Raw genomic sequence first — 22,865 nt, forward strand, 5'->3', positions numbered from 1 at the left:
ATCAGGCAAGCGCGGCCATAATCGCCGCGCGGAGGGCGGCCTTGTCGCTCTGCCGCGCAAAGCTGTGCGATGCGGTGTCGATCATGATTGGTGCTGCATCATGGCCAAGCCGCCGGGCCGCATCGGCAAAGGCGATAGCGGTGGCGTCGCCAGCAGCGAGAATCACGCGGGCATCGCGATGCGCGGCCAGTGCCTCGAAAACGGCTCGTTCCAATGACGATAGCTGAGACTGGGCAGTAGCAACCTTTGCCAATCCACTGACCAACTTGCCGATATTAACCTGGCCAGTGACCATCCGCCGCCAACTCGTCGGATCGCGCAGCCGGTCGGCATAGCGCGCGCGTATGGCGGCGGCAGGGGGCAGGTCGTCATTCTGCTCGATCACCCAGGGGTTGGCGAGGATCAGCCGGTCGAAAGCGTCGCCGCCATGTAGCAACAACGCCGTCGCCGCATCGCAATTACCAAAACCGACCAGCGTCTTCACTTGTGGTGCAGCGGCGCGAAAGGCGGTGACTGCCGCCATGACGTCAGGCCCGGAGGACGCAAAGCCGCCATTTTCGCCGGTTGAATCACCAATTCCGCGCCGATCGAAACGGAACACCGGCGTGCCAAGCACCGCCAGTTCAGCCGCCAACAGCGCCATACCGCGATGCGCGCCACAGCGGATTTCATTGCCGCCCGATATGATCAACAGCCCGGTCGTGCCTGGGGCTTCGTCGAGCGAGCCGACCAGGGTCTCACCTTGGCAAGGAAAGGTGATCAGCTTTCGCACGAGCGCACCCAATCGGCGATATCGCTAGCAAGCGCGCGCGCAAGCGCTGGGTGGTTGCCAGGCTCTGCCCGTCGCCAAAGCGGAGTGCCGGGGAATTTGATGTCGGCGATGGCGGGGTCGCTGTCGAGGCGGACGGTGCGATGGGGCGCTTGCGGCTCGATTAGAACCGCATCAGCGCGCAAAGCAGCATAAAGCGGCCAACCAATCGCGTTGCCTGCCAGCTGCACGGGCGCATCTTCGGGACCAAGCGCGTCCCAATCCCGCTTGCCGCCAACCGCCTCTGCGCGCTGCAAATCGGCCAGTGCTGTTTGCCCAGTGATGGGTGATAGCCGCCAGACGCCAGCAGCGGCTTCATTGCCGTCGAGCACAGCGCCAGCGCGGAACGATGCCAGATAGACGCGGCGGCGATTTCGTTCAGCCTCGGCAATGCTCGCTATGGCAGCGCGCCATCTTCCCAGCGTTGCCTGCTCGGTCGGCAAAACGCTTTCGCCCTGACCAGGCAAATCGGGCAAAATACTCGCCACCCCCAGATCGGCCAAAGCCCGGCAGATCGTCACCGCAAACGTCCGCGTGCGGTTATGTTCCTCAAACAGCGGTAGCAGCATTATTACGACCGGGCCGCTGTCGGGGCCGAAGCGCACCATGGCCTCGCGCCCGCCGGACCAGTCATAATGGTCGATCAAACGCCGACCCGCGCGACGGCGAAGCGGGTGAGCGCGCCAAAGGTCGCCAGCATATCGCCATCGACCTCGTCATCCTCGATCAGAATGCCCAGCCGGTCCTCAAGTTCAGTCAAGACCCCAGCGACGGCGAGCGAATCGAATTCGGGCAGCGCGCCGAAAAGTTCGGTTTCATCGCCAAAGGCCGCCATCCGGTCCTCGCTGATCGCAAGAACATCGCGCAACACCGCGCGAACCGTGTCTTCAACCTCGGCTTCACTCAACCGCCCCAATGCGACCACCCACAAGCTGTTTCCGTTAAGCGAGGCCGTTAGAGAATTGCCCGGCTTCTGCCAAGCTCTGGCCCCAATCAACACTGGCTCTTGGCAGCACGGCGCGAGCCGGTATCAAGGGCGCATGATCCCGCTCGATCCCGTTCCCCGTCCGATCGACCATCTGCCGGGCCGTGGCGCAGCCGATCTGATCGCGATTGCGGACCGTAGTGGTACGCTTGATTTTGCAGGGCTTGAGCAGGCGGTCGGCCAAATGGCGGCATTCCTGGCATCGCAGGGCTTAAAGGCTGGAGATCGGGTGGCGAGCTGGCTTGCCAAGACGCGCACAGCCTGCCTGTTGCCGCTGGCGGCACCGCGCGCCGGGCTGGTCCATGTGCCGATCAACCCGCTGCTGAAGCGGGGGCAGGTGGCGCATATCCTTGCCGATAGCGGGGCCGCGCTGCTGGTCACCCAGCCCGCGCGGGCCGCGACGTTAGAAGCGGGCGACGTGCCCGCATCTTGTCGCCAGGTGTTTGAAGACGCAGTGTTCGCTACTGACGTCATGCTGCCAAGCGCGGCTGATCCGCAGGCTCTGGCGGCTATTCTCTATACCTCAGGATCGACTGGACGACCCAAGGGCGTGATGCTCAGCCATGCCAATTTGTGGTTGGGCGCGATCAGCGTCGCGCATTATCTGCGGCTAACGCCCGATGACCGGACATTGTGCGTGCTGCCTTTCAGCTTCGATTATGGCCAGAACCAGCTGTTTTCGAGCTGGGCAGCCGGCGCGCGGGTGATCCCGCTCGATTATCTCACGCCGCGTGATGTGATCAAGGCAGTCGATCGGTTCGGCGCGACCACGCTGGCGGGCGTCCCGCCGCTGTGGGGGCAATTGCTTGAGGCCGATTGGCCCACGGAAACCGCCAATACGCTGCGGCGGCTGACCAATTCGGGCGGCGCGCTCACAGCGCGGATGGTCAGCGATTTGCGGCGCCGGTTCCCGCAGGCCGATCTCTATCCGATGTATGGGATTACCGAGGCATTCCGTTCGACCTATCTCGATCCCGCCCTTGTCGATGCGCATCCAGAATCGATGGGGCAGGCGATTCCTTTTGCCGAGGTGATAGTGGTGGGTGCCGATGGCCACCGCGCGGCCCCAGGCGAACCTGGCGAGCTTGTCCATGCGGGGCCCTTGGTGTCGCTTGGCTATTGGGGCGACAATGGGCGGACTGCGGAGCGGTTTCGGCCAGCGCCCGCCTATTTCACCAGCGGGGGCATGGCGGTGTTCTCCGGCGATGAGGTCATCGAGGGCGCTGACGGCCTGTTGCGCTTTGTCGGGCGCGCAGACGAGATGATCAAATCGGCGGGCAACCGGATCAGCCCCACCGAAATCGAGGAAGCCGTGCTCGCCGGCGGTGAGGTAGCGGAGGCGGTTGCAATTGGCGTGGCCGATGCACGTCTTGGTCAGGTTATCGCGGTGGTTGCGCGCGCGCGGGGCGATCCGGCTGATGTCGAGCAGGCCTTGCGTGCGCGGCTGCGGCGTGATTTGCCCAATTTCATGCAACCCGCGCATTATCACTGGCGTGATGCCCTGCCACGCAACGCCAATGGCAAGCTCGACCGGGCGGCGCTGAAGGCTGAGGTGGCGCGATGAAACCGATGGGGCCGATCCCGCCCGAATTCTCAGCCCAGATCGGATCGCTCACCATTGCTGGGAAGAACGCCACGCACTGGATTGATATCGCCGGAGATACACCGCTTTTCGTCTATGATTTTGGGATTGTTGCCGGGCGCATCGCCCAGCTTCGCGCGGCGCTGCCAGGCGGGATTGGCATACATTATGCCGTCAAGGCGAACCCGTTTGCACCGCTGATCCGGGCAATCGCGCCGTTGGTCGATGGGCTCGATATCGCCTCGGGTGGCGAGCTTAGGCTGGTTAACGCAGCGGCGCCTGGCACGCCGGTCAGTTTTGCCGGCCCCGGCAAGCGCGACGACGAATTGACGGCGGCTATTGGGGCCGGGGTAACGATCAATCTGGAGTCCGAAGGCGAGACGCGCCGCGCGCTGGCGATTGGCGAGCGGATCGGCGTTACGCCCAAGCTGGCGGTACGCGTCAATCCCGCGTTCGAATTGCGCGGATCGGGCATGCGGATGGGCGGGCGGGCGTCGCCCTTTGGGGTTGATTCAGCAGCAGTCCCCGCACTCGTTCGGATGATCCTCGCTGCCGGGGCAAGCTGGCGCGGGCTGCACATTTTCGCTGGATCGCAGGCGCTCGATTCAGCGGCGATTATCGACATGCAGGCCCAAACGCTGGCGCTCGCGGGCATGCTGGCCGAGGAAATTGGCGTGGTGCCGCCCTTGGTCAATCTCGGCGGCGGCTTTGGCATTCCCTATTTTCCGGGCGATACGCCGGTTGATGTGGCCGCCATCGGCGCCGCCTTGGGTGATGCCATGGCGTCATTGCCCGGATCGCTGACTGGCGCGGACTTCGCGGTTGAGCTCGGGCGTTGGCTGGTCGGCCCCTGCGGCGTATATTTGACGCGGGTGATCGATCGAAAGATCAGCAGGGGCGAGACATTTCTCGTCACTGATGGCGGGCTGCACCACCAACTGGCGGCAAGCGGCAATTTTGGCACGGTGGTGCGTCGCAACTATCCGGTCGCCGTTGCGTCGCGGATGGGTGAAGCGGCGGATGAACCCGTTACGGTTGTTGGTTGCTTGTGCACCCCGCTGGATCGGCTGGCCGATCAGGTCGCGCTGCCGCCGGCCGCTGTTGGTGATGTTATCGCAATCTTCATGGCTGGCGCTTATGGACTGACGGCCAGCCCCGTTGGTTTCCTCGGCCATGCGCCGCCAACCGAGCTTCTGGTGGGTTTACCAGACAATCCTAACGCAATCTTCACCTCTTGAACCGATACCGATGGCCATAGCTGCGCCTGGAGCCGGATGACGTCACCGGCCTTCGCGCGCCAGCCGGAGGATCGAGTGATGCGTTTGCAGCAGTTTTCCAAGCTCTTTTGCGGGCCGCTTTCGGTCGCAATGCTGCTGTCGGGGTGCATTCCCGGCGGCGGTCGCCCCGAATTGCCGCCCGCTGCCTTTGTCGCCTCGCAGGAACAACCGGGCGAGGAATATGTGATCGGGCCGCTCGATCAGCTCAACATCTTCGTTTGGCGTAATCCCGAACTGTCGGCAAAGGTGCAGGTGCGCCCCGATGGCCGCATCACCACGCCGCTGATCAGTGACATGCCCGCCGTCGGAAAGACGCCGGCGATGCTCGCCGATGACATGAAGATTGCGCTCGGTGAGTATATCAAGGACCCGATCGTTTCGGTGATCGTCGAGAATTTCTCAGGGACCTTCAGCCAGCAAGTGCGGATCGTCGGCGCGACCGAAAAACCGGCGTCGCTGCCCTATCGCGCCAATATGACGTTGCTTGATGCGATGATCGCGGTTGGCGGGCTCAGCGAATATGCCGCTGGCAACAAGGCACGGCTCGTGCGCTATGATCGCAATACCGGTCGTCAGACCGAATTCTCGCTGCGGCTGTCCAGCCTCCTCAAAAACGGTGACTCCTCGGCCAATGTGAAGCTGCAGCCCGGCGACGTCATCATCATCCCGGAAAGCATGTTCTGAGGATGATGGCATGAACGGTCTTTACGACGAGCTGCGCCTTGCGCTCCACGGGATCTGGACCCGCCGCTGGCTTGCGCTGGCGGTGGCCTGGGCGGTGTGTGTGCTTGGCTGGCTTTTGGTATCGCAGATTCCGAACAGCTATTTGTCGCGCGCACGCATCTCGGTGCAGATGCAATCGATCCTGCCGAGCAAGATCGGCATTACCGCTGATGAACAATCCAGGGACATGGACCGTGTCCGCCAGACGCTGACTTCTGCCGTCAACCTGGCCAAGGTGGTCCGCGGCACCGATTTGGCCGCCAGCGTCGCTAATGACCGCGATGTCGCTGATCGCGTGGCCGCGCTGCAGGGCGCGATCAAGATTACCGCGCAACAGGATAATCTGGTCGAGATCACCGCGAATTCGACGAGCCCCAAGCTCGCGCGGCAGATCGTGCAGAAGCTGATCGATATCTTCGTCGAGGAAAATCTCGCCGGCAATCGCGATGAGACCAGCCAGACACTGCAGTTCCTCGATGGCCAGCTTGCCCAGCGTCAGAAGCAATTGCAGGACAGCGAGGCCAAGCGTGCCGATTTCCAGAACCGCTATCTGGGCTCACTGCCCGGCACCGGCACGCTCAACGACCGGATCGGCAACGCCCGCAGCCAGATGGCGCAGGTCGATAGCGACCTTGCCGCTGCGCAGAGTGGATTGGCCGCGCTGACCGGTCAGATGGCAGGCGTCCCGGCGAGCATCGCTGGCGTCGGTGGCGGGATCGCTGGCCCGGCGCGCGCGCGGGTCAACGCCATCCAGGGCCAACTTGCCGAGGCGCGCGGTCGTGGCTTCACCGAATCACACCCTGATGTCGTCGCGCTCAAAAGTCAGCTCGCTCAGGCGCAAGGGGCAGCGCGCGCCGAACCTTTGGGCACAGCAGCGGCAAGCGCCAACAATCCGGCCTATCTCTCGCTTCAGTCGCTCCGCGCCGACAAACAGGCACAGGTCGCCGCGCTCACCGCGCGCAAAGCCCAACTGCAAAATGATCTCGATCAGCTTCAGGCGAAGCTGAACGGTGATCCCGCTGTTGCCGCCGAACAGGCGCAGTTGGAGCGCGACTATCAAGTGCTCAAAGATCAATATGACAAGCTGCTTGGCGACCGCGAGGACATCAAGCTGCGTGGCCAGGTCCAGAACCAGACGGACGCGATCAAATTCAGCGTGATCGATCCGCCCACTGCACCGCGAGCGCCAACCGCTCCCAATCGACCGCTGTTGCTGACGGGTGTGTTGATGGCCGGGATTTTCGCGGGGATTGGCGCGGCATTCGCCTTTGGCCATTTGCGGGCCACCTTCGCGACAGCAAGCCGGCTGGAGCGCGCAACCGGCATGCCCGTTATCGGGTCGATCGGCGAGATGGTTACCGATGCCCAGCGGGCAATGCGGGCCAAGCGGCTGACCTATTTTGCCGGCGGGGCCGGGGGGCTGGGCGTTGCCTATATCGCGCTGATCGGCGTTGAATTCTTGCAGCGGGGGCTGGCAGCATGAGTGAGATGCGCCCAATTCGGACCGGCGGCTCGCTGCTCGAACGGGCAGCGGCGATCTATGATTTTCAGGCCGAGCTGCGTGGCGGGGCACCGATAACGGCGCCTATTCCGGCATCCGCTCCTAATCCTGTGCCGTTGCCATTGAACATCGAGGTTGAGGCGGTCGCTCGCGCGCGCGCACCTTCCCCAGCCGCCCATGGTGTGCGGCGTAGTTTTGAGCAGCGCAGCCGGACGGCGATGATCGATCGCGGGCTTTTGGCCGAACAGGGCCTGATCGTCCCCGGTGCGGCCATTGGCGCGCTGGCTGAGGAATTTCGCCTCGTGAAGCGTCAATTGCTGCTGACGGCACGCGCGGTGAAGTCAGCAGAAGGCGATCGTTCGCGGACAATCCTGGTCTGTTCGGCTAATCCCAATGAGGGCAAAACCTATTGTTCGCTCAACCTTGCGTTGTCGATGGCGGCTGAGCGCGACACGGAAATTCTGCTGGTTGATGCAGATTTCGCCAAACCCGATGTGATGGAGCGGCTCGGCCTCGCCGAAGGGCCGGGACTGCTTGATGCGCTGGCCAATCCCGCGATCAATGTCGAGGATTGCGTGATCCATACCAACATCCCGCAGCTCAGCTTGTTGCCGGCGGGTACCAAGAGCAATCAGGATACCGAATTGCTGGCCAGCGACCGTACCCCGGCGTTGTTGCAGCAGTTGCTCGATGCCGATCCCCGCCGGATCGTTATCTTCGATTCACCACCAGCATTGGCGGCGTCGCCCGCGGCAACGCTTGCCCTGCATGTCGGCCAGATCATGCTCGTCGTGCGCGCAGACAAGACCAGCGAGGGCGATCTGCGTGAAGCGGTCGGGTTACTCGATGGCTGTGCCCATATCCAGCTGGTGCTCAATTCAGTTGCCTACGCGCCAGGGGGGCGTCGGTTCGGCAGCTATTATGGCTTGGAGGAGCCCCAATGACGCGGATCGCGATCATCATCACGGCGCTTGGCGGTGTCGGCATGGCGGCGACGCCCGCCGATGCCCGCAAGCGGACCATCACGCCCTATATCGAAATCGGTCAGGTCGTGACCGCCGATCTCAATACCAGCGACGTGTTGACCTATACGTCGGTTGCGGCCGGGGTGGATGCCTCGGTTTCGTCACGCCGGGTCGAAGCACAGGTCAGCTACCGGTACGAACGGCGGATCGGCTATCAGGCACGACTGAACGATGTTGACGTGCATAGCGGCCTGGCACGGGCCGCCGTCCATGTCTTGCCGGGTTTCAGCGTTGAAGGCGGGGCAATCGCCACGCGCGCCCGATCGGACATTCGCGGGGCCAACCCGGGCACTTTGGTCGGCAATGTCGACAATATCAGCCAGGTTTATTCGGTTTATGGCGGTCCAACGGTTGGCACGCATGTCGGCGATCTTGGCATTAGCGCGAGCTATCGGCTTGGATACACTAAGGCAGAAGCAACCGGCGGTGCCAGCATTACGCCAGGCCAGCCGCGGATTGATGCCTTTGACAGTTCGCGCAGCCAGGTCGCGCAGGCCAGCCTGAACCTAAAATCGGGCACGGTGTTGCCCGTTGGGATCACGGTCAGCGGCGGATGGGAACGCGACGATGCTGTTCAACTCGACCAGAAATATGAGGGCAAATATGCCCGGGCCGATGTGCTGGTGCCGGTTGGCGGTGCGCTCGCGATTGTGGCCGGCGGGGGCTATGAAAATATCCAGGTCAGCCAGCGTGACGCAGTAGTTGATGCAACCGGCCAGCCAGTTGTTGACTCGCGCGGGCGTTTTCAAACCGATCCGGCCAGCCCGGCGCGGATCGCCTATAGCTTTGATGGCATTTATTATGATGCCGGTGTTGTCTGGCGGCCCAGCAAGCGCACCCAGCTCGATGTGCGGGTAGGGCGGCGTTACGGATCGACCAGCGTCACCGGATCGTTCAGTTATACACCGACGCAAAGCATGGCGATCCGCGTGGGCGTCTATGATGGCATCCAGACCTTCGGACGCCAGCTACAAAATGGCCTTGCCAATATCGGCACCAGTTTCAATGCCACGCGCGGTGGTTTCGGCGGTGACTTTAACGGCTGTGTCTTCGGCGCACAGGGCGGCGCGGCTGGCAATTGCCTGAACGGTGCGCTGCAATCGATCAATGCGTCGGCCTACCGTGCGCGCGGTGTCGATGCGATCGTCTCGGTTAGCCGTGGTCCGCTCACCTTCGGGGTGGGCGCAGGCTATGCCAATCGCGAATTCGTCGCGCCCAATGGCGGCACTGGCTTCTCGGTCAATGGCATCAGCGACGAAAGCTATTACGCCCAAGCCTTTATCGCCCGCGCGCTTGACAGTAATACAAGCATCGATGCCACTGCCTTTGCCAATTACTACAAGAGCGGCATTGCCGGCACCGACGGCAGCTTTGGGGCAGGTGCTACGGGCACGCTGACCCGTCGGTTCGGCAAGCTCTCAGCGCAAGGCGCAGTTGGCGTTTACAGCTTTAGCCAGCCGGGGCAGGACACAGCGGTTTCCGTGCAGGCATTGCTGGGGGCACGTTATTCGTTCTGATACTGTTGGGGCCAGGGGCCCGACTGGGATGACGCCGAATGTATGATGATCACTATGGATTGAGCGGCAGGCCATTTCAGCTCACGCCCGATCCACGATTCTGGTTCGAATCGGCCACGCACAAAAAGGCGATGGCCTATCTTGGCTATGGCCTTAGCCAGGGCGAAGGCTTCATTGTTGTGACCGGCGACATTGGCGCCGGGAAAACCACGCTTGTCGGTCATTTGATGGCAACGCTTGATCGCGAACGGCTGCATGCGATCAAGATCGTATCGACCCAGATCGAAGCCGATGATCTGTTGCGGATGGTGGCCACCGGGCTCGATATCGACCCGATTGGTCTCGTAAAGGCGCAGTTGCTGGCGCAGATCGAACGCGGCCTTCACGCGGTGGCGCGCAGCGGTCGGCGAACGTTGCTGATCGTCGATGAAGCACAAGCGCTGCCGGTGTCGGCGCTTGAAGAACTCCGTATGCTGTCCAATTTTCAGGCCGGTGGCCATGCGCTTCTGCAGATCTTTCTGCTCGGCCAGCCCGAATTCCGTCGCCAGCTGCACGGGGCGGCTGGGCTTGAACAGCTTCGCCAGCGGGTGATTGCGATGCATCATCTCGATCCGATGGGGCCGCAGGAGATCGAACCCTATATGCGCCACCGGCTCGCCGTGGTGGGCTGGCAGGGACGGCCGCATTTCACGCCAGAGGCGATTGCCGCGCTCTATCACGGATCGGCCGGCGTTCCGCGACGGCTAAACCAGCTCGCCGGGCGCGTGATGCTGTTTGGCGCCATCGAGCAGATCGACACGATTGATGCGCGCGCGGTGGACGCTGTGATCGCCGATATCGCTGGGGACATGCTCGCCCCGGCGGTTGAGGCTGATGTGCCCGAAACCCTCGCTCAGCGCGCTGACAGGCCAGCACCAGCAATGGCAGTTCGGGAACCCGAACCATTGCCGATCCGCCAGGACGATAGCTGGCGCGAGCCTGGTCCCGTTGCGGCATCGGAAGCCCCCCCGCTCGATAGCGCCGAACAGGCCAGGCTGCTCGGTCGCGTCGCGGCACTTGAGATGCGCCTCGAAGATCAGGAACGGGCGCTGCGCCGGATCCTTACCTTGCTCATTGACTGGGTCGAAAGCGACAATCATCGCCCCGATCTGTCTGCCTTTCGGGGGCCGGCCGCATGAATGCGATGAGCCCGATCGTCGCCGCGCGCGTCTGCAATGCGCTGTCGGTCGATGTTGAGGACTGGTTTCAGGTCGGTGCCTTTGAAACGGTGATCGACAAACAGGATTGGGACCAGCTCGCGCCGCGCGTTGAGCAGAATACCGATGCCGTGCTCGCGCTGTTTGCCGAAAGCGGCGTGAAGGCGACTTTTTTCACGCTTGGCTGGGTCGCCAAGCGTAACCCGGCATTGATCCGTCGGATTGTTGCGGCGGGGCATGAAATCGCCAGCCATGGCTGGGATCATCAACGCGTGTTCACGCTGAGTGCCGAACAATTTCGTCAAGATTTGCACGACGCGCGCATGGCGATTGAAGATGCCGCTGGAGTCGCCGTTACGGGATATCGCGCGCCAAGTTTCTCAATCGATCAGCGCACGCCCTGGGCCCATGCCGAATTGGCAGCAGCGGGTTATCGTTATTCCTCCAGCGTCGCACCAATCGCGCATGACCATTATGGCTGGCCCGACGCGCCACGCTGCGCATTCAAGCCAATCGCCGATGCGGATTTGATCGAACTGCCGATCACCATCGCCCGTTTTGCCGGCCGGGACATGGCAACTGGCGGCGGCTTTTTCCGGCTGTTCCCTGGCGCGATCACGGACTGGGCGATTGACCGGGTGAATGAGGAGGCTGGGCGCCCGGCGGTGTTTTACTTTCATCCCTGGGAAATTGATCCCGGCCAGCCGCGTGTCGCGAATGCGCCGCTCAAGTCCAAGCTGCGCCATTATAGTCGGCTTGGCGCGATGGCGGAAAAGCTGCGCCGGTTGATTGATCGGCATGACTGGGACCGGGTTGATGCCGTCGTCGCTGCTGAACGGGGTCGGGTCGCGTGACGATGCCGTTGCTCTCTATGCCGTTGGCGCTGCGGGCGGCTAATCTGGCCGATGCGGGTGATCGCGCGCGGATCGATGGCTTTGTACGCGCGCACCCGGCGGCGACCCCATTTCACGTGCCGGCCTGGAATATTGCGGTGGCGCGGGGCTGCGGCCAGCGGGCGCATTGCCTGGTTGCTGAGCGCGGCAATGGCGAGATTGCAGGGGTTTTGCCGCTGACTGAAATCGGATCGCCGCTGTTTGGTCGCGCATTGGTTTCGACGGGCTTTGGTGTCGGCGGCGGTATCCTGGCGGTATATGACGATGCGGTGCCATTGCTCGCCGAAGCGGGCTGGGCGCTCGCCGAGCGGCTGCGCTGCCCGACAATGGAGCTTCGCGGTGGGCCGTTGCCCGGCGCACCTTGGCAGATCGACGAGACCACCTATCTGGGCTTTGCGCGTGATCTTGCCAGCGATGACGAGGGCGATCTTGCTGCCGTGCCGCGCAAGCAACGCGCTGAAATCCGTAAGGGCCTGGCGCAAAATCTTGAAATCGAAACGGGTTGTCACGATAAAGTCGTGAAAGATCATTATTCGGTATATTCTCAATCAGTGCGGAACCTGGGGACGCCCGTTTTCCCGGCCCGGCTGTTTCGCGAAGTTTTACGCGAATTTGATGATTCCGCTGATATCCTGGTCGTTCGGCAAGGGGGTATGGCGGTGGCCAGTGTGTTGAGTGTGTATATGAACGGCGTTGTGTATCCCTATTGGGGCGGTGGCACCCCCGCCGCGCGTGATTTACGGGCGAACGACGTGATGTATTTTGCCCTCATGCGCCATGCCCGCGCGCGCGGCTGCACGCGCTTTGATTTCGGTCGATCAAAGGCAGGCACCGGCCCGGCGGCGTTCAAGAAAAATTGGGGCTTTACTGGCCAGCCGCTCCATTATGCCAAACGCGCACCTGCGGGTGAGGCACCTCGGGAAATCAATCCGCTTAGCCCGCGATACCGGATGCAGGTGGCAGCGTGGCGTAAATTGCCGCTCTGGGCCGCCAATCGCCTTGGTCCGATCATTTCAAAGGGCCTTGGTTGATGGGCGATATTCTGTTCCTAACTCACCGGATTCCCTATCCGCCCGATCGCGGCGACAAGATCCGTGGCTTCAATATCCTGAAATATCTCTCGGCTCGCCGTCGGGTGCATGTCATCGCTTTTGCCGACGAAACGCGCGATCTGCGACGCAAGAATGAGCTTGCCGCCTATACGGGCAACCGTTCGATCATCTGGCGGTCAAAGCCGCGCTGGTTGGCAGCAGTGCAGGCGCTGGCCTTTCGCCGACCGGTTTCGCTCACCGCATTCGAAAACGGGCCGCTGCAGGAAGCGGTCGATAACATTTTGGCGCGTCATTCGATTGATTTGATCTACGTATTTTCGAGCCAAATGGCGCAGTATCTGCCGGCCAAACCGCGCCAGAAGGTGATCATGGATTTTGTCGACATGGATTCGGCCAAATTCGATGCCTATGCCAAGACGTCTTCTGGCCTGACCGGCTGGATGATGCAGCGTGAGGCCCAATTGCTGTTCGCGCATGAAAAGGCGGTGGCCGCCCGTGTCGATGCCAGCCTGTTCGTTAGCGAAGCCGAAGCCGAGCTGTTCCGCGAACGCACTGGCGCAAAGCGGGTTTATGCAGTCGAAAACGGCATCGACACCGATTATTTCAACCCCGCCGCGAGCTTCAAGCGGATCGAGACGACTGGCGCGCTGATCGTGTTTACCGGCCAGATGGATTATCGCCCCAATATCGAAGCGGTAACCTGGTTCGTCGAGGCCATCATGCCGCATATCCGGGTGGTCCACCCCCAGGCTAGGTTCGCCATTGTCGGTCGCAACCCGACCGATGCGGTCAAAGCGCTGGCCCGGCAGCCGGGGGTGATTGTGACGGGGGAAGTCGCCGATGTGCGCGGCTGGATCGCCGCGTCTGCCGTTGTTGTCGCCCCACTCAAGCTTGCCCGCGGCGTCCAGAACAAGGTGCTTGAGGCGATGGCGATGGCCCGGCCAGTGGTCGCTTCGACGGCGGCGGCCGAAGGAATCGACCATGGAGACACGATCCATGTCGGCGCAACGGTTGGCGAGATTGCCGAGGCTGTTACCCGGCTAATGTCCGATCCCGCTAAGGCAAATGCGCTTGGCCTGACAGCGCGCGAGCAAGTGATTGCGCGTTATGGCTGGGACGCGCGGCTGGCCGTGCTCGACTCGATCCTTGGCCTGCCCAAAAAGGCGCCGCCGATGCGCCGGTCAGCGGCGTGACGATCGCCTTTCCGGCCGCCCGTTTCCAGACAGGCGGCGGGGAGGGGACGGCAGCCGCTTGGCGCCGCCAGGGCGCTTTGCTGGGCGGTGTTGCGCTCATCCTGCTGATCCTATTCGGCCATGACAGCGCCGACTTGGCGCGTTTGTGGTGGACCAGCACCACCTTTGGCCATTGCCTCTTCATTGTCCCTGTAATCGGCTGGCTGGTCTGGCAGCGCCGCCATGATCTTGCCCAGCTGACGCCCATAGGATGGTGGCCGGGCCTGGCGATCATCATGGTTGGCGGCGTTGGTTGGCTGGTTGGCGATGCTGCAAGCGTCGCGCTGGCGCGGCATTTTGGGCTGATCCTGATGCTGCAGGGCGCGGTGGTAAGCCTGTTCGGCCCGCAGGTCGCGCGCGGCCTGTTGTTTCCGCTCGCTTATGCTTTTTTCCTGGTGCCGTTCGGCGAGTCGCTTGAAACGCCGCTCCAGGGCGTAACGGTGGCGATGGTCATGCCGATGTTGCATGCAGTTGGCGTGCCCGCGAGCGTTGACGGCGTGCTGATCACGATCCCCAATGGCTATTTCGAGGTCGCAGAGGCCTGTTCGGGCGCGAAATTCGTGATTGCCATGATCGCCTATGGCACGCTGGTGGCCAATGTCGCCTTTGTCAGCTGGCCGCGGCGGATTGCCTTCATGGTGATGGCGCTGGTCGTGCCGGTGATCGCCAATGGTTTCCGTGCGTTCGGCACGATCTATGCTGCGCACCTCACCTCGGTGGAGGCAGCGACGGGGTTTGATCACATCATCTATGGGTGGGTGTTTTTCGGGCTGGTGATGGCAGCGGTGATTGCGATCGGTTGGAAATGGTTCGACCGCGATCCGGATGCGCCGTGGTTTGACGTCGCTGCGCTTCGCTCCACGCCGCGTTGGCGGATCGATGGATTGATCGCTGCCGCATTAGCGCTGACGATCGCGTCCGGCTTTGCAGGCTGGGCCGGAGCGCTATCCGCCCAGGCGACACAATTGCCTGACAGGATCATGTTGCCGACCATCGCCGGCTGGAGCCCGGCGGGCCCCAATCTCAGAGCGCCCTGGTCGCCTTATTATCCGGGTGCCGATCATTTTCTGGCTGGCCGCTTTGCCGATCAAGGCGGGCAAGCGGCTGACTTCACGATCGCCCTGTTCGGCAGCCAGCATGAAGGCAAGGAGCTGATCTCCTTCGGCACTGGGGCATTGCGTGAGGATGATCGCTGGGTGCGGATCGAGGATTTGCCAGACATTGCGGGTGGCTCAGCGATGCGGATCACCGCGCCCGGCCATGTCGAGCGCATTGTCGTTACCTGGTATCGGATCGGCGGGAAGCTGACGGCGAGCCCCCGTGTCGTGAAGCTGGAGACGCTGAAGGCGAAGCTGCTCGGTGGATCGCCCGTTGGCGTGGCGCTGCATGTATCGGTACAGGTTGAGCCAGGTGTGGATGCCCGGGCGACGATTGCGCGCTTCATCCAGGCCGCAGGGCCGCTTGACCGGCTGGCCGACCGGGTGGCAAGCGGCCAATAGATCGACGCAGGTTTCCGCGATCGATCGCAACGGGGCAGACAGTATAGCATGTGTGGCATTGCCGGTATTTTCTATCCTGCCACGCCCAAGCCCGTTGATCCCGCGCGGATTACCGCGATGGCCAATGCCCAAGCCCATCGCGGCCCGGATGGATCGGGCGTGTGGACTGCGCCGGGCGTTGGGCTGGGCCACCGGCGGCTGTCGATCATCGATCTGGGCGGCGGCGCGCAGCCAATGGCGAGTGCCGATGGGGCGTTGACGGTTACCTACAACGGCGAAATCTATAATTTCCAGGTAGTGCGCGCCGAATTGGAAGCAAAAGGAGCCCGCTTCCGCACCAACAGCGATACCGAAGTGCTGCTGCATGGCTGGGCGGCATGGGGCCCGGCCATGCTCGATCGGTTGAACGGCATGTTCGCCTTTGCCCTGCACGATGCACGGACGCAGAGCCTGTTTCTGGCGCGCGACCGTCTGGGGGTCAAGCCGCTCCATTATGTGCTGCTTTCAGACGGCGGATTGGCATTTGCCTCGGAACTTAAAGGCTTGCTCGCGCACCCGCTCGTGCGGCGCACGCCCGATATCCGCGCCGTCGAGGATTATCTGGCATTCGGCTATGTGCCCGATGATACATGCCTGGTGGCTGGCGTGCAGAAACTGGCGGCCGGCCATAGCTTGTTGATTGAACGCGGCAAACCGGTGCCGGCGCCGGTGCAATGGTGGGACATTGATTTCAGCCGCCGTGCGACCGGTTCCGTCGCGTCGTTGAGCGAGGAGCTGACCGCGCTGATGCGGGCGGGCGTCGAATCGCGGATGCTTGCCGATGTGCCGCTGGGGGCGTTTCTTTCCGGCGGGGTCGATAGCTCGGCGGTGGTTGCGCTGATGGCGGCGGCGTCGAAACGCGCCGTGAAGACCTGTACAATTGGTTTTGAGGCGGCTGATCATGACGAACGCGGTTATGCCAATCAGATCGCCACCCTGTTTGCGACCGACCACCGGGAGAGAATCGTCGCTGCTGATGATTTCGCCCTGATCGATACGCTGGTCGCGGCGTTTGACGAGCCCTTTGCTGATGCCTCGGCGCTGGCTACCTATCGGGTGTGCGAATTGGCGCGTGAAACGGTGACGGTCGCATTGTCGGGGGACGGCGCGGATGAGGTGCTCGCCGGCTATCGTCGCTATAAATTCCAGGCCGCTGAGGAACAGGTCAGGGCGCTTATTCCAGCACAATATCGTGCCGCAGTGTTTGGGAAACTCGGTGCGCTCTATCCCAAAGCGGATTGGGCGCCACGGATGTTCCGGGCCAAAACGACGTTGCTCGGACTCGCTGATGACGGGGCGACCGCTTATGCACGATCAGTGGGGGTCACAACCCCGGCCTTGCGGGCACAATTGTTCAGCGATGCGGCGCGACGGGCGCTGGGCGGGCATGTCGCTGAGGCGCGTTATGTCGAGACGATGCGCACGGCCCCAGCGCGCGAGGCGCTGGACCGGGCGCAATATGCCGATTTCAAGCATTGGTTGCCGGGCGATATCCTGACCAAGGTCGACCGCACCAGCATGGCCGTTAGCCTGGAGGCGCGCGAGCCGTTGCTCGATTACAAATTGATCGAATTCGCCGCGACCTTGCCCGTTTCGATGCGGATCAAGTCGGGGGAGGGCAAATGGATCATGAAAAAGGCGATGGAGCGCTATTTGCCGCGTGACATTCTTTATCGCCAGAAAATGGGTTTTGTGACGCCGATCAGCAGCTGGTTTCGCGGGCCACTCGCGGACGAAGCTGCTGCGCTGGCGACGTCGCGCGTGCTTGGCGCGACGGGTTGGTTCGACATGCCGACAATCGACCGCCTCGCCAGCGACCACCGCGCCGGGCGTGCGGAACACGGCCGGACATTGTGGCAGCTGGTGATGCTCGAACGATCGATGGCGCGGTTATTCAGTTAAAGGTGATGTGCACCCAGCATCGCCATCGCCGCATGCAGCGTCAGCGCGATCAGGCAGAGCGATGACAGCGAGAACAGCGTGAAGCGCACGATGACGCGGTTAACGAGCACCTGCACCAGGCTGTGGAGGACGCGGAGCGCGACATAGGCCCAGGCGATGGTGAGGTTCACGCCGTCTCCGGTGCCGATCAGCGCGTGTGTGATGGCGATGGCATAGAAGATCGTCGGCTGTTCGTGCAGATGGTTGTAATTGTCGGCCGGCCATTGCTGCTTGGGCGGGATGATCGCCTTCAGGTCTGATCCTGCGCCGCCGACCAGGTTGAAGGTATCGATCTTGGCCTTGCGCATGGCAGGCAGGCGGGTGGCATACATCCAGAGCCACATGACAAGGCTCCACGCTGCCAACGCAACGACGGTCGCGAGAATTGGACTGTTCATAACGAAAACTCCCCCCGGAATTGGTTTCCGAGGGGAGCGGTGACTCACTATGTTTCGAAATGCAACCGATCAGTCGAAGATCGCGCCCCAGCGGCGCTTGGCGCGGTCCTTCCATAGACCGCGGTGATAGGCGTCCGATGCCAGCAGCGGCATGACCGAGCCGGCTTCGGCGAACACCATTTGTTCGATACCGGTGTTGACCTTGCCCCAGCTCGCCGCTTCCTGCAGCGTCGATGACGAGCAGGCGCCGTCGCGCACATCGGCGACGGTGATCTGCACGGCGTATTTGTGCACCTCGACATCGTCATGGCCCAGAATTTCGGCGCAAACGACCGTGTCCTGGATGAAGTTCTTCGGCACGCCGCCGCCGATCATCAGCAGGCCGGTGGTGCCGGCCTTGATCTTGATGTCGGTCAGCTCGCGGAAATCGGCGATGGCGTCGAGCACCATATAGGGCTTGCCGGCCTTCACCGAATCGACCTGATGCTTGACGAGGCCGAAGCCTGCCGAGCTGTCGACGAATGCCGGGCAGAAGATCGGCACGTCATGCTCGTACGCCAGCTTGACGAGGCTGTTGTCCTTCTTGCCATACTCGACGAGATACTTGCCCATCTCGCGGATGAAGGCGCGGCTGGAATAGGGGCGCGGCTCGAGCGTCTCGGCGATCTCGAAGATCGTATGATCGACGTGCTGGAGCTCTTCCTCGTCGATATAGGTATCATAGATTCGGTCGATCAGCAGCGAGCGCAGCGTGTTGTCATCGGGCACTTCCAATGCCTGATAATGCTTGTGGCCGAGGCCTTCGAAGAAATCCATGTCGACGATGGTCGCGCCGGTGGCGACGACGCAATCGACCATGTTGTTGCGGATGAGTTCTGCATAGAGGTCCATGCAGCCGCCGGCCGACGTCGAGCCAGCGATCACCAGGCAGATCGTGCAATCGGGATCGGCCAGCATCTGGTTGTAGATGCCGGTGGCGCGAGAGAGATCGCGGCTGGTGAAGCTCATCTTGCCCATCGCTTCCACGATCGGGCGCGCATCGAAGCTGGTGATGTCGATATGCTCGACTTGCGTGGAGAGCAGCTCGGCTTTCCGCTGATCATTGGTGCGGGTGGGGGTGAGCGTGTCGGTCATAAGATGCTCCATATCCCCCTCCCGCTTGCGGGAGGGGTTAGGGGTGGGAATGGTCTGGGTGCGGACATGGACGCGTGAACGGCGCAAGCCCACCCCCAACCCCTCCCGCAAGCGGGAGGGGAGAGGGATGTGCAATGCTACGCGCGTGTTACAGTGTGACGACGTTCGACGGAACCGCTTCTGCCTCGTCATCGAGATAGAGCGACACCATTGGCTCATCATCGACGATCACCGTTTCGTCCGAGCCAAAGCCGTTGAACGCGGTGCGCATCGCCGATCCATAGGCACCGAGCATGCCGATCTCGATATAATCGCCTGCCTGCACATCGGCGGGGAGCATGAAGGGACCCGCCATATGGTCCATATCGTCACAGGTTGGCCCATAGAAGCTGAACGCCATGTCGCGGGCGTTCGAATCGGGCTCACGCAGCAACGTGACCGGGAAGCGCCAGCCGATATGCGCTGCATCGAATAACGCGCCATAAGCACCGTCATTGATGTAGAGTTCATCGCCGCGACGCTTTTCGACGCGGACGATGATCGAGCTATATTCGGCACAGAGCGCACGGCCGGGCTCGGCCCAAAGCTCAGCCGAATAGGAGATCGGCAGGCTTTCGAACGCGCGGTGGATCGTCGCGAAGTAACGCTCGAGCGGGGGCGGTTCCATGCCCGGATAGGACGAAGGAAACCCGCCGCCGACATCGACGACGTCGACCGTGACGCCGGCATCGACGATCGCCGCACGCACGCGCTCCATCGCCTGGGCATAGGCCTCGGGCGTCATGGCTTGCGAGCCGACATGGAAGCAGATGCCAAGCGCATCCGCTGCCTGGCGCGCCGCGAACAGGAGTTCCTTGGTCTCACCCGGTGCCGCGCCGAATTTCGACGCGAGGCTGAGCTTGCTATGCTCCGACGAGACGCGCAGCCGGACGCAGAGCGTCAGGTCAGTCGCGTCATTGGTCGCGCGCATCACCTTTGACAGTTCTTCCAGGCTGTCGAGGGAGAAGACACGCACGCCGTGCGTGAAATAGGCTTCTGCAATCGCTTCCTCGGCCTTGACCGGGTGCATGAAGCAGAGCGTGGCTTCAGGCAGCGTACGCGCAACGAGCCGCACCTCGGCAATCGAGGCGACGTCGTAATGCGTGATGCCGTTGTCCCACAGGGTCTGTAGCAGATCGGCTGAGGGATTGGCCTTTACCGCATACATCGAGCGACCCGGAAACTTCTCTGCGAAGAATCGGGCTGCCCGTGCCGCGGCATGGGGACGAACGAGCGTGACCGGCTGAACCGGACGCGTCGAAAGTGCGATTCCAATGGCGGAACCGACCTGGGGGCTAGCTAGCTCCCGCGTGCTATGATGCTTGTGCAACTCAAGGGACCTCCAAATGTCGTGAGACAAAACGAAAAAAGCTGCCTTGCGGTTGGAAGTCCCATGGGGCAGCGGAAGGGCCGAATAGGGTCGGTTGATCTGGATGTAAATAGTTATTTGAAGGTCGAGGAAAGTTTCATGACAATTTTGCGACAACCGACCCGCGCGGGGGTGCGCGACGCGGCGGCAAAGCTCGCCGCCATCCTGCCGCCGAGCCCCTTATTCATAGGCGAAATCAAGGGGTTTAGCGTCGCTTTCAAGGCGGAAAATTTGCAACCGGTTGGCGCGTTCAAATTGCGCGGTGCCTGGCACCGGCTGACCGCGATTGATGCCGAATCGCGGAGCAAAGGCGTGGTTGCGTTTTCGTCGGGCAATCATGCGCAGGGAATCGCCTGGGCCGCGAAACGGCTCGGCATGCCCGCGCTGATCGTGATGCCGAGCGATGCGCCCGCCGTGAAGCGCGAAGCGACGCTGGCACTGGGCGCGGAGATCGTCAGCTATGACCGGGCGAGCGAGAGTCGCGAGAAGATCGCGGCCGGGCTGGCGGGCGCGCGCGGCGCCGTACTGGTGCCGAGCTTCGATGATCCCTGGGTGATCGAAGGCCAGGGCAGCGCGGGCCTGGAAGCCGCCAAGCAGATGGAGAAGCAGGGGATGGGCGCACCGACTCGCGTGATCGTGCCGTGCGGCGGCGGTGGGCTGGCGGCAGGGATTGCGCTCGCGCTGCCCGACGCTGCGGTGACCGTGGTCGAGCCCGATGGCTGGGACGATATGCGGCGATCGCTCGAGGCCGGGTGGATCGAGCCGGTGGGGGACAACCCGCCGCCGACCGCGTGCGATTCGCTGCAGACCAAGCTGGTGTCACCGCTGACCTTCGATGTGTTGTCCAGGCGCGGGGTGACGGGGGTGGCGGTGAGCGAGGAAGAGGTGGCGGTGGCGCAGCGCTGGGCGGCGGAGAAGCTGCGGCTGGTGGTGGAGCCGGGCGGCGCGGTGGCGCTGGCGGCGTTGCTCGCGGGCAAGGTGGAGATGGGGGAGGGGATGCTGGTGATCTTGTCGGGCGGGAATGTCGATCCGGCGGCTTATGCACGGGTGCTGGGGGGATGAACGAGGGGCTGGTGCGGATCGCGCAGGCGGCGCCGGCGATTGCGATGCTGGGGGTGTTTGCGTGCCTGATCGGCGGGGGTTGGATGGTGGTTAAGGGGGGCGACCGGAAGAAGGGGGTGCTGCTGCTGGTGATGGCGGCGGTTCTGTTGGGCAATGTGGTCATTTGGGTGGGGTGAGGAGGAGGATCGCGCTCACACCCACCCCAAGCAAACCCGTCACCCCGGACTTGATCCGGGGTCCCGCTGCCTTTTCCTAGCGTTGCGTGAAGTTGAAGAAGCGGGACCCCGGGTCAAGCCCGGGGTGACGAGAACGGGTTAGGGCGGCGACCACACCATACCCAGCTGCCCAAATCATCCGGCGACGTTGTTGGCAGCGGGCGACGGTTCAGCCCCGGCCGGGATGTGAATGTTCCCTAATGTTCCCACTGGCCATGGGCTCGCCAGACAGTGCGCATTGGGCGACGCTATGGCAAAGCGGGCAGGACTGCCCAGTTGCGATCGACGGTGTGAAAGAACAGCGGGAAGCGTAGCAGAACGCTTAGCTGTAGGACAGGCTTAGGAGCGAGTGGATGGTGGCGAAGGGGTGCGACCGGAGGAAGGGCGTGCCGCTGGTGATTTCGGGGGTGTTGTTGGGGAATGTGGTGATTTGGGTGGGGTGGGGTGAGGGGTGGCGATGTCGCGCTGCACCCGCCCACCAACACGCCCGTCACCCCGGGCTTGACCCGGGGTCCCGCTGCCTTACTTCTCGCGATGCCCGAGGTTGGAAAAGCGGGACCCCGGGACAAGCCCGGGGTGACGGGGACGGGAGGGGGCAGGAATTGCCCAGTTGCGGTCATCAAACTGTCAGCCGTCGCAGTCTTTTAGTGGGTATGCGCCGCTCGTTTCTACATTGGGGACCTCACGAATGCGCCATTTATTCGAAAGCGCCTTCACCACGTCGTCCGATAGTTTACGCGCTGCAACGGGGTCGTTCGCCTTCGAAAAACCGACGACCATCTGGGATGGAGCGTCGGCGAAGTTTCCGACGCTGAACCCCATCGCGGTAGGCCCAACCGTCCCGACGTTTACGGTTGGATGTGCAACTTTCAGCTTATCTTGAAGATCGGCGGCCGAGTGAAGTTCAGCTTCGGTAGCCGTACTGTTGTCGAAGAATGGGAGCTTGTTGGCTGCGGCGACTTCCCGAAGCACAGAATTCATGGTTTCGAATTCGCCGGTATCGGCCAGGCAAAACTGTATTATGCGGAAAGGGCGCTTGCCCGTTCCACATCCAGCAACACTTAAAGTAACGGCAAGGACCGCAAGCGACCATCTCATCAGGAGAGCGTGCGCGAAACGTAGGCGATGCGCAATGTCCGCTTACCACCAAGTCAAATCATCATCCCCGCCATGGGCAAAGCCCATGTCGTCGGTCGGGGCTGGAGCCCCGCCGGCCGAGTTCAGCGCCTTTAAGCGGGATTTAGCTTCGCTAAATCCTCGCGCGCCTCACTTAATCGGTGAATTCGGGTCCAGCCGCATGTCCAGATAATTGTCCACGCTCTCCATCAGCTCGGGCATTTCATGCTCGAAGAAATGGTTCGCGCGCGGCAGCACGTCG

Annotated in this window: 21 protein-coding genes and 1 pseudogene; 14 read left to right on the forward strand and 8 right to left on the reverse strand. The window is 62.5% G+C overall.

Translation table 11 applies throughout. The features are described from left to right. Position 1 precedes the first annotated feature (1 nt). From B7Y43_RS05500 to B7Y43_RS05510, 3 genes are read right to left on the reverse strand one after another with little or no spacing between them, the layout of a single operon-like run. Positions 2-772 (reverse strand): hydrolase 1, exosortase A system-associated, encoded by a 771-nt coding sequence (locus B7Y43_RS05500; RefSeq protein ID WP_374130611.1) that lies wholly within the window; start codon positions 770-772, stop codon positions 2-4. Further along, positions 760-1,455 (reverse strand): hypothetical protein, encoded by a 696-nt coding sequence (locus B7Y43_RS05505; RefSeq protein ID WP_374130612.1) that lies wholly within the window; start codon positions 1,453-1,455, stop codon positions 760-762. The genes B7Y43_RS05500 and B7Y43_RS05505 overlap by 13 nt, the downstream gene beginning before the upstream one ends. Beyond that, positions 1,452-1,733 (reverse strand): acyl carrier protein, encoded by a 282-nt coding sequence (locus B7Y43_RS05510; protein WP_374130613.1) that lies wholly within the window; start codon positions 1,731-1,733, stop codon positions 1,452-1,454. Before B7Y43_RS05510 ends, B7Y43_RS05505 begins: the two co-directional genes overlap by 4 nt. 115 nt (positions 1,734-1,848) lie before the next feature. Here B7Y43_RS05510 and B7Y43_RS05515 point away from each other — a divergent pair, with 115 nt between their 5' ends. The 12 genes from B7Y43_RS05515 to B7Y43_RS05570 all read left to right on the forward strand — a co-directional run bounded on the left by B7Y43_RS05515 (position 1,849) and on the right by B7Y43_RS05570 (position 17,231). Beyond that, on the forward strand, positions 1,849-3,357 hold the full coding sequence (locus tag B7Y43_RS05515) for an acyl-CoA ligase (AMP-forming), exosortase A system-associated (protein WP_374130614.1): 1,509 nt from the start codon (positions 1,849-1,851) through the stop codon (positions 3,355-3,357). Beyond that, on the forward strand, positions 3,354-4,613 hold the full coding sequence (locus B7Y43_RS05520; RefSeq protein WP_374130615.1) for a pyridoxal-dependent decarboxylase, exosortase A system-associated: 1,260 nt from the start codon (positions 3,354-3,356) through the stop codon (positions 4,611-4,613). Before B7Y43_RS05515 ends, B7Y43_RS05520 begins: the two co-directional genes overlap by 4 nt. Positions 4,614-4,691: 78 nt before the next feature. Continuing rightward, complete coding sequence (locus B7Y43_RS05525; RefSeq protein ID WP_374130616.1) at positions 4,692-5,336, forward strand: polysaccharide export protein; 645 nt, start codon at positions 4,692-4,694, stop codon at positions 5,334-5,336. 10 nt (positions 5,337-5,346) lie between these two features. Further along, positions 5,347-6,858, forward strand: coding sequence for an XrtA system polysaccharide chain length determinant (locus B7Y43_RS05530; RefSeq protein WP_374130617.1), 1,512 nt, complete (start codon positions 5,347-5,349; stop codon positions 6,856-6,858). Further along, the gene (locus B7Y43_RS05535; protein ID WP_374130618.1) at positions 6,855-7,820 is read left to right on the forward strand and encodes an AAA family ATPase; all 966 of its coding nucleotides are present in this window, start codon (positions 6,855-6,857) and stop codon (positions 7,818-7,820) included. Before B7Y43_RS05530 ends, B7Y43_RS05535 begins: the two co-directional genes overlap by 4 nt. Further along, entirely contained in the window at positions 7,817-9,418 is a 1,602-nt protein-coding gene (locus B7Y43_RS05540; protein ID WP_374130619.1) for a hypothetical protein, read from the forward strand. Before B7Y43_RS05535 ends, B7Y43_RS05540 begins: the two co-directional genes overlap by 4 nt. A gap of 38 nt (positions 9,419-9,456) precedes the next feature. Beyond that, positions 9,457-10,596 (forward strand): ExeA family protein, encoded by a 1,140-nt coding sequence (locus tag B7Y43_RS05545; RefSeq protein WP_374130620.1) that lies wholly within the window; start codon positions 9,457-9,459, stop codon positions 10,594-10,596. Then, on the forward strand, positions 10,593-11,468 hold the full coding sequence (locus B7Y43_RS05550) for an XrtA system polysaccharide deacetylase (RefSeq protein WP_374130621.1): 876 nt from the start codon (positions 10,593-10,595) through the stop codon (positions 11,466-11,468). Before B7Y43_RS05545 ends, B7Y43_RS05550 begins: the two co-directional genes overlap by 4 nt. A gap of 2 nt (positions 11,469-11,470) precedes the next feature. After that, positions 11,471-12,538: a FemAB family XrtA/PEP-CTERM system-associated protein gene (locus B7Y43_RS05555; RefSeq protein ID WP_374130643.1), complete on the forward strand. Its 1,068-nt coding sequence runs from the start codon at positions 11,471-11,473 to the stop codon at positions 12,536-12,538. After that, positions 12,538-13,752: a TIGR03087 family PEP-CTERM/XrtA system glycosyltransferase gene (locus B7Y43_RS05560; protein ID WP_374130622.1), complete on the forward strand. Its 1,215-nt coding sequence runs from the start codon at positions 12,538-12,540 to the stop codon at positions 13,750-13,752. The genes B7Y43_RS05555 and B7Y43_RS05560 overlap by 1 nt, the downstream gene beginning before the upstream one ends. Then, on the forward strand, positions 13,749-15,290 hold the full coding sequence (xrtA, locus tag B7Y43_RS05565) for an exosortase (RefSeq protein WP_374130623.1): 1,542 nt from the start codon (positions 13,749-13,751) through the stop codon (positions 15,288-15,290). Before B7Y43_RS05560 ends, xrtA begins: the two co-directional genes overlap by 4 nt. A 48-nt stretch (positions 15,291-15,338) precedes the next feature. Continuing rightward, entirely contained in the window at positions 15,339-17,231 is a 1,893-nt protein-coding gene (locus B7Y43_RS05570) for an XrtA/PEP-CTERM system amidotransferase (protein WP_374130624.1), read from the forward strand. Here the strand turns inward: B7Y43_RS05570 and B7Y43_RS05575 are convergent. The 3 genes from B7Y43_RS05575 to B7Y43_RS05585 all read right to left on the reverse strand — a co-directional run bounded on the left by B7Y43_RS05575 (position 17,228) and on the right by B7Y43_RS05585 (position 20,171). Next, complete coding sequence (locus B7Y43_RS05575; protein WP_374130625.1) at positions 17,228-17,668, reverse strand: MAPEG family protein; 441 nt, start codon at positions 17,666-17,668, stop codon at positions 17,228-17,230. The two genes, B7Y43_RS05570 and B7Y43_RS05575, sit on opposite strands and share 4 nt — an antisense overlap. 69 nt (positions 17,669-17,737) lie before the next feature. Continuing rightward, on the reverse strand, positions 17,738-18,802 hold the full coding sequence (locus B7Y43_RS05580; protein WP_374130626.1) for a deoxyhypusine synthase family protein: 1,065 nt from the start codon (positions 18,800-18,802) through the stop codon (positions 17,738-17,740). A 148-nt stretch (positions 18,803-18,950) separates the two neighbouring features. Continuing rightward, entirely contained in the window at positions 18,951-20,171 is a 1,221-nt protein-coding gene (locus tag B7Y43_RS05585) for an alanine racemase (protein ID WP_374130627.1), read from the reverse strand. A gap of 138 nt (positions 20,172-20,309) precedes the next feature. On the opposite strand from B7Y43_RS05585, the gene B7Y43_RS05590 reads away from it, so the two are divergent. Both B7Y43_RS05590 and B7Y43_RS05595 read left to right on the forward strand, forming a co-directional pair. Next, the gene (locus B7Y43_RS05590; protein WP_374130628.1) at positions 20,310-21,272 is read left to right on the forward strand and encodes a threonine/serine dehydratase; all 963 of its coding nucleotides are present in this window, start codon (positions 20,310-20,312) and stop codon (positions 21,270-21,272) included. Further along, positions 21,269-21,448: a hypothetical protein gene (locus B7Y43_RS05595; protein ID WP_374130629.1), complete on the forward strand. Its 180-nt coding sequence runs from the start codon at positions 21,269-21,271 to the stop codon at positions 21,446-21,448. Before B7Y43_RS05590 ends, B7Y43_RS05595 begins: the two co-directional genes overlap by 4 nt. A gap of 666 nt (positions 21,449-22,114) precedes the next feature. Here the strand turns inward: B7Y43_RS05595 and B7Y43_RS05600 are convergent. Together B7Y43_RS05600 and B7Y43_RS05605 are read right to left on the reverse strand one after the other, a co-directional pair. Then, positions 22,115-22,585, reverse strand: coding sequence for a hypothetical protein (locus tag B7Y43_RS05600; RefSeq protein WP_374130630.1), 471 nt, complete (start codon positions 22,583-22,585; stop codon positions 22,115-22,117). Between the two features lie 168 nt (positions 22,586-22,753). After that, positions 22,754-22,865, reverse strand: a pseudogene (locus tag B7Y43_RS05605) (alpha/beta hydrolase); the annotation flags it as partial.

This window comes from Sphingomonas sp. 28-62-20 (assembly GCF_002281505.1).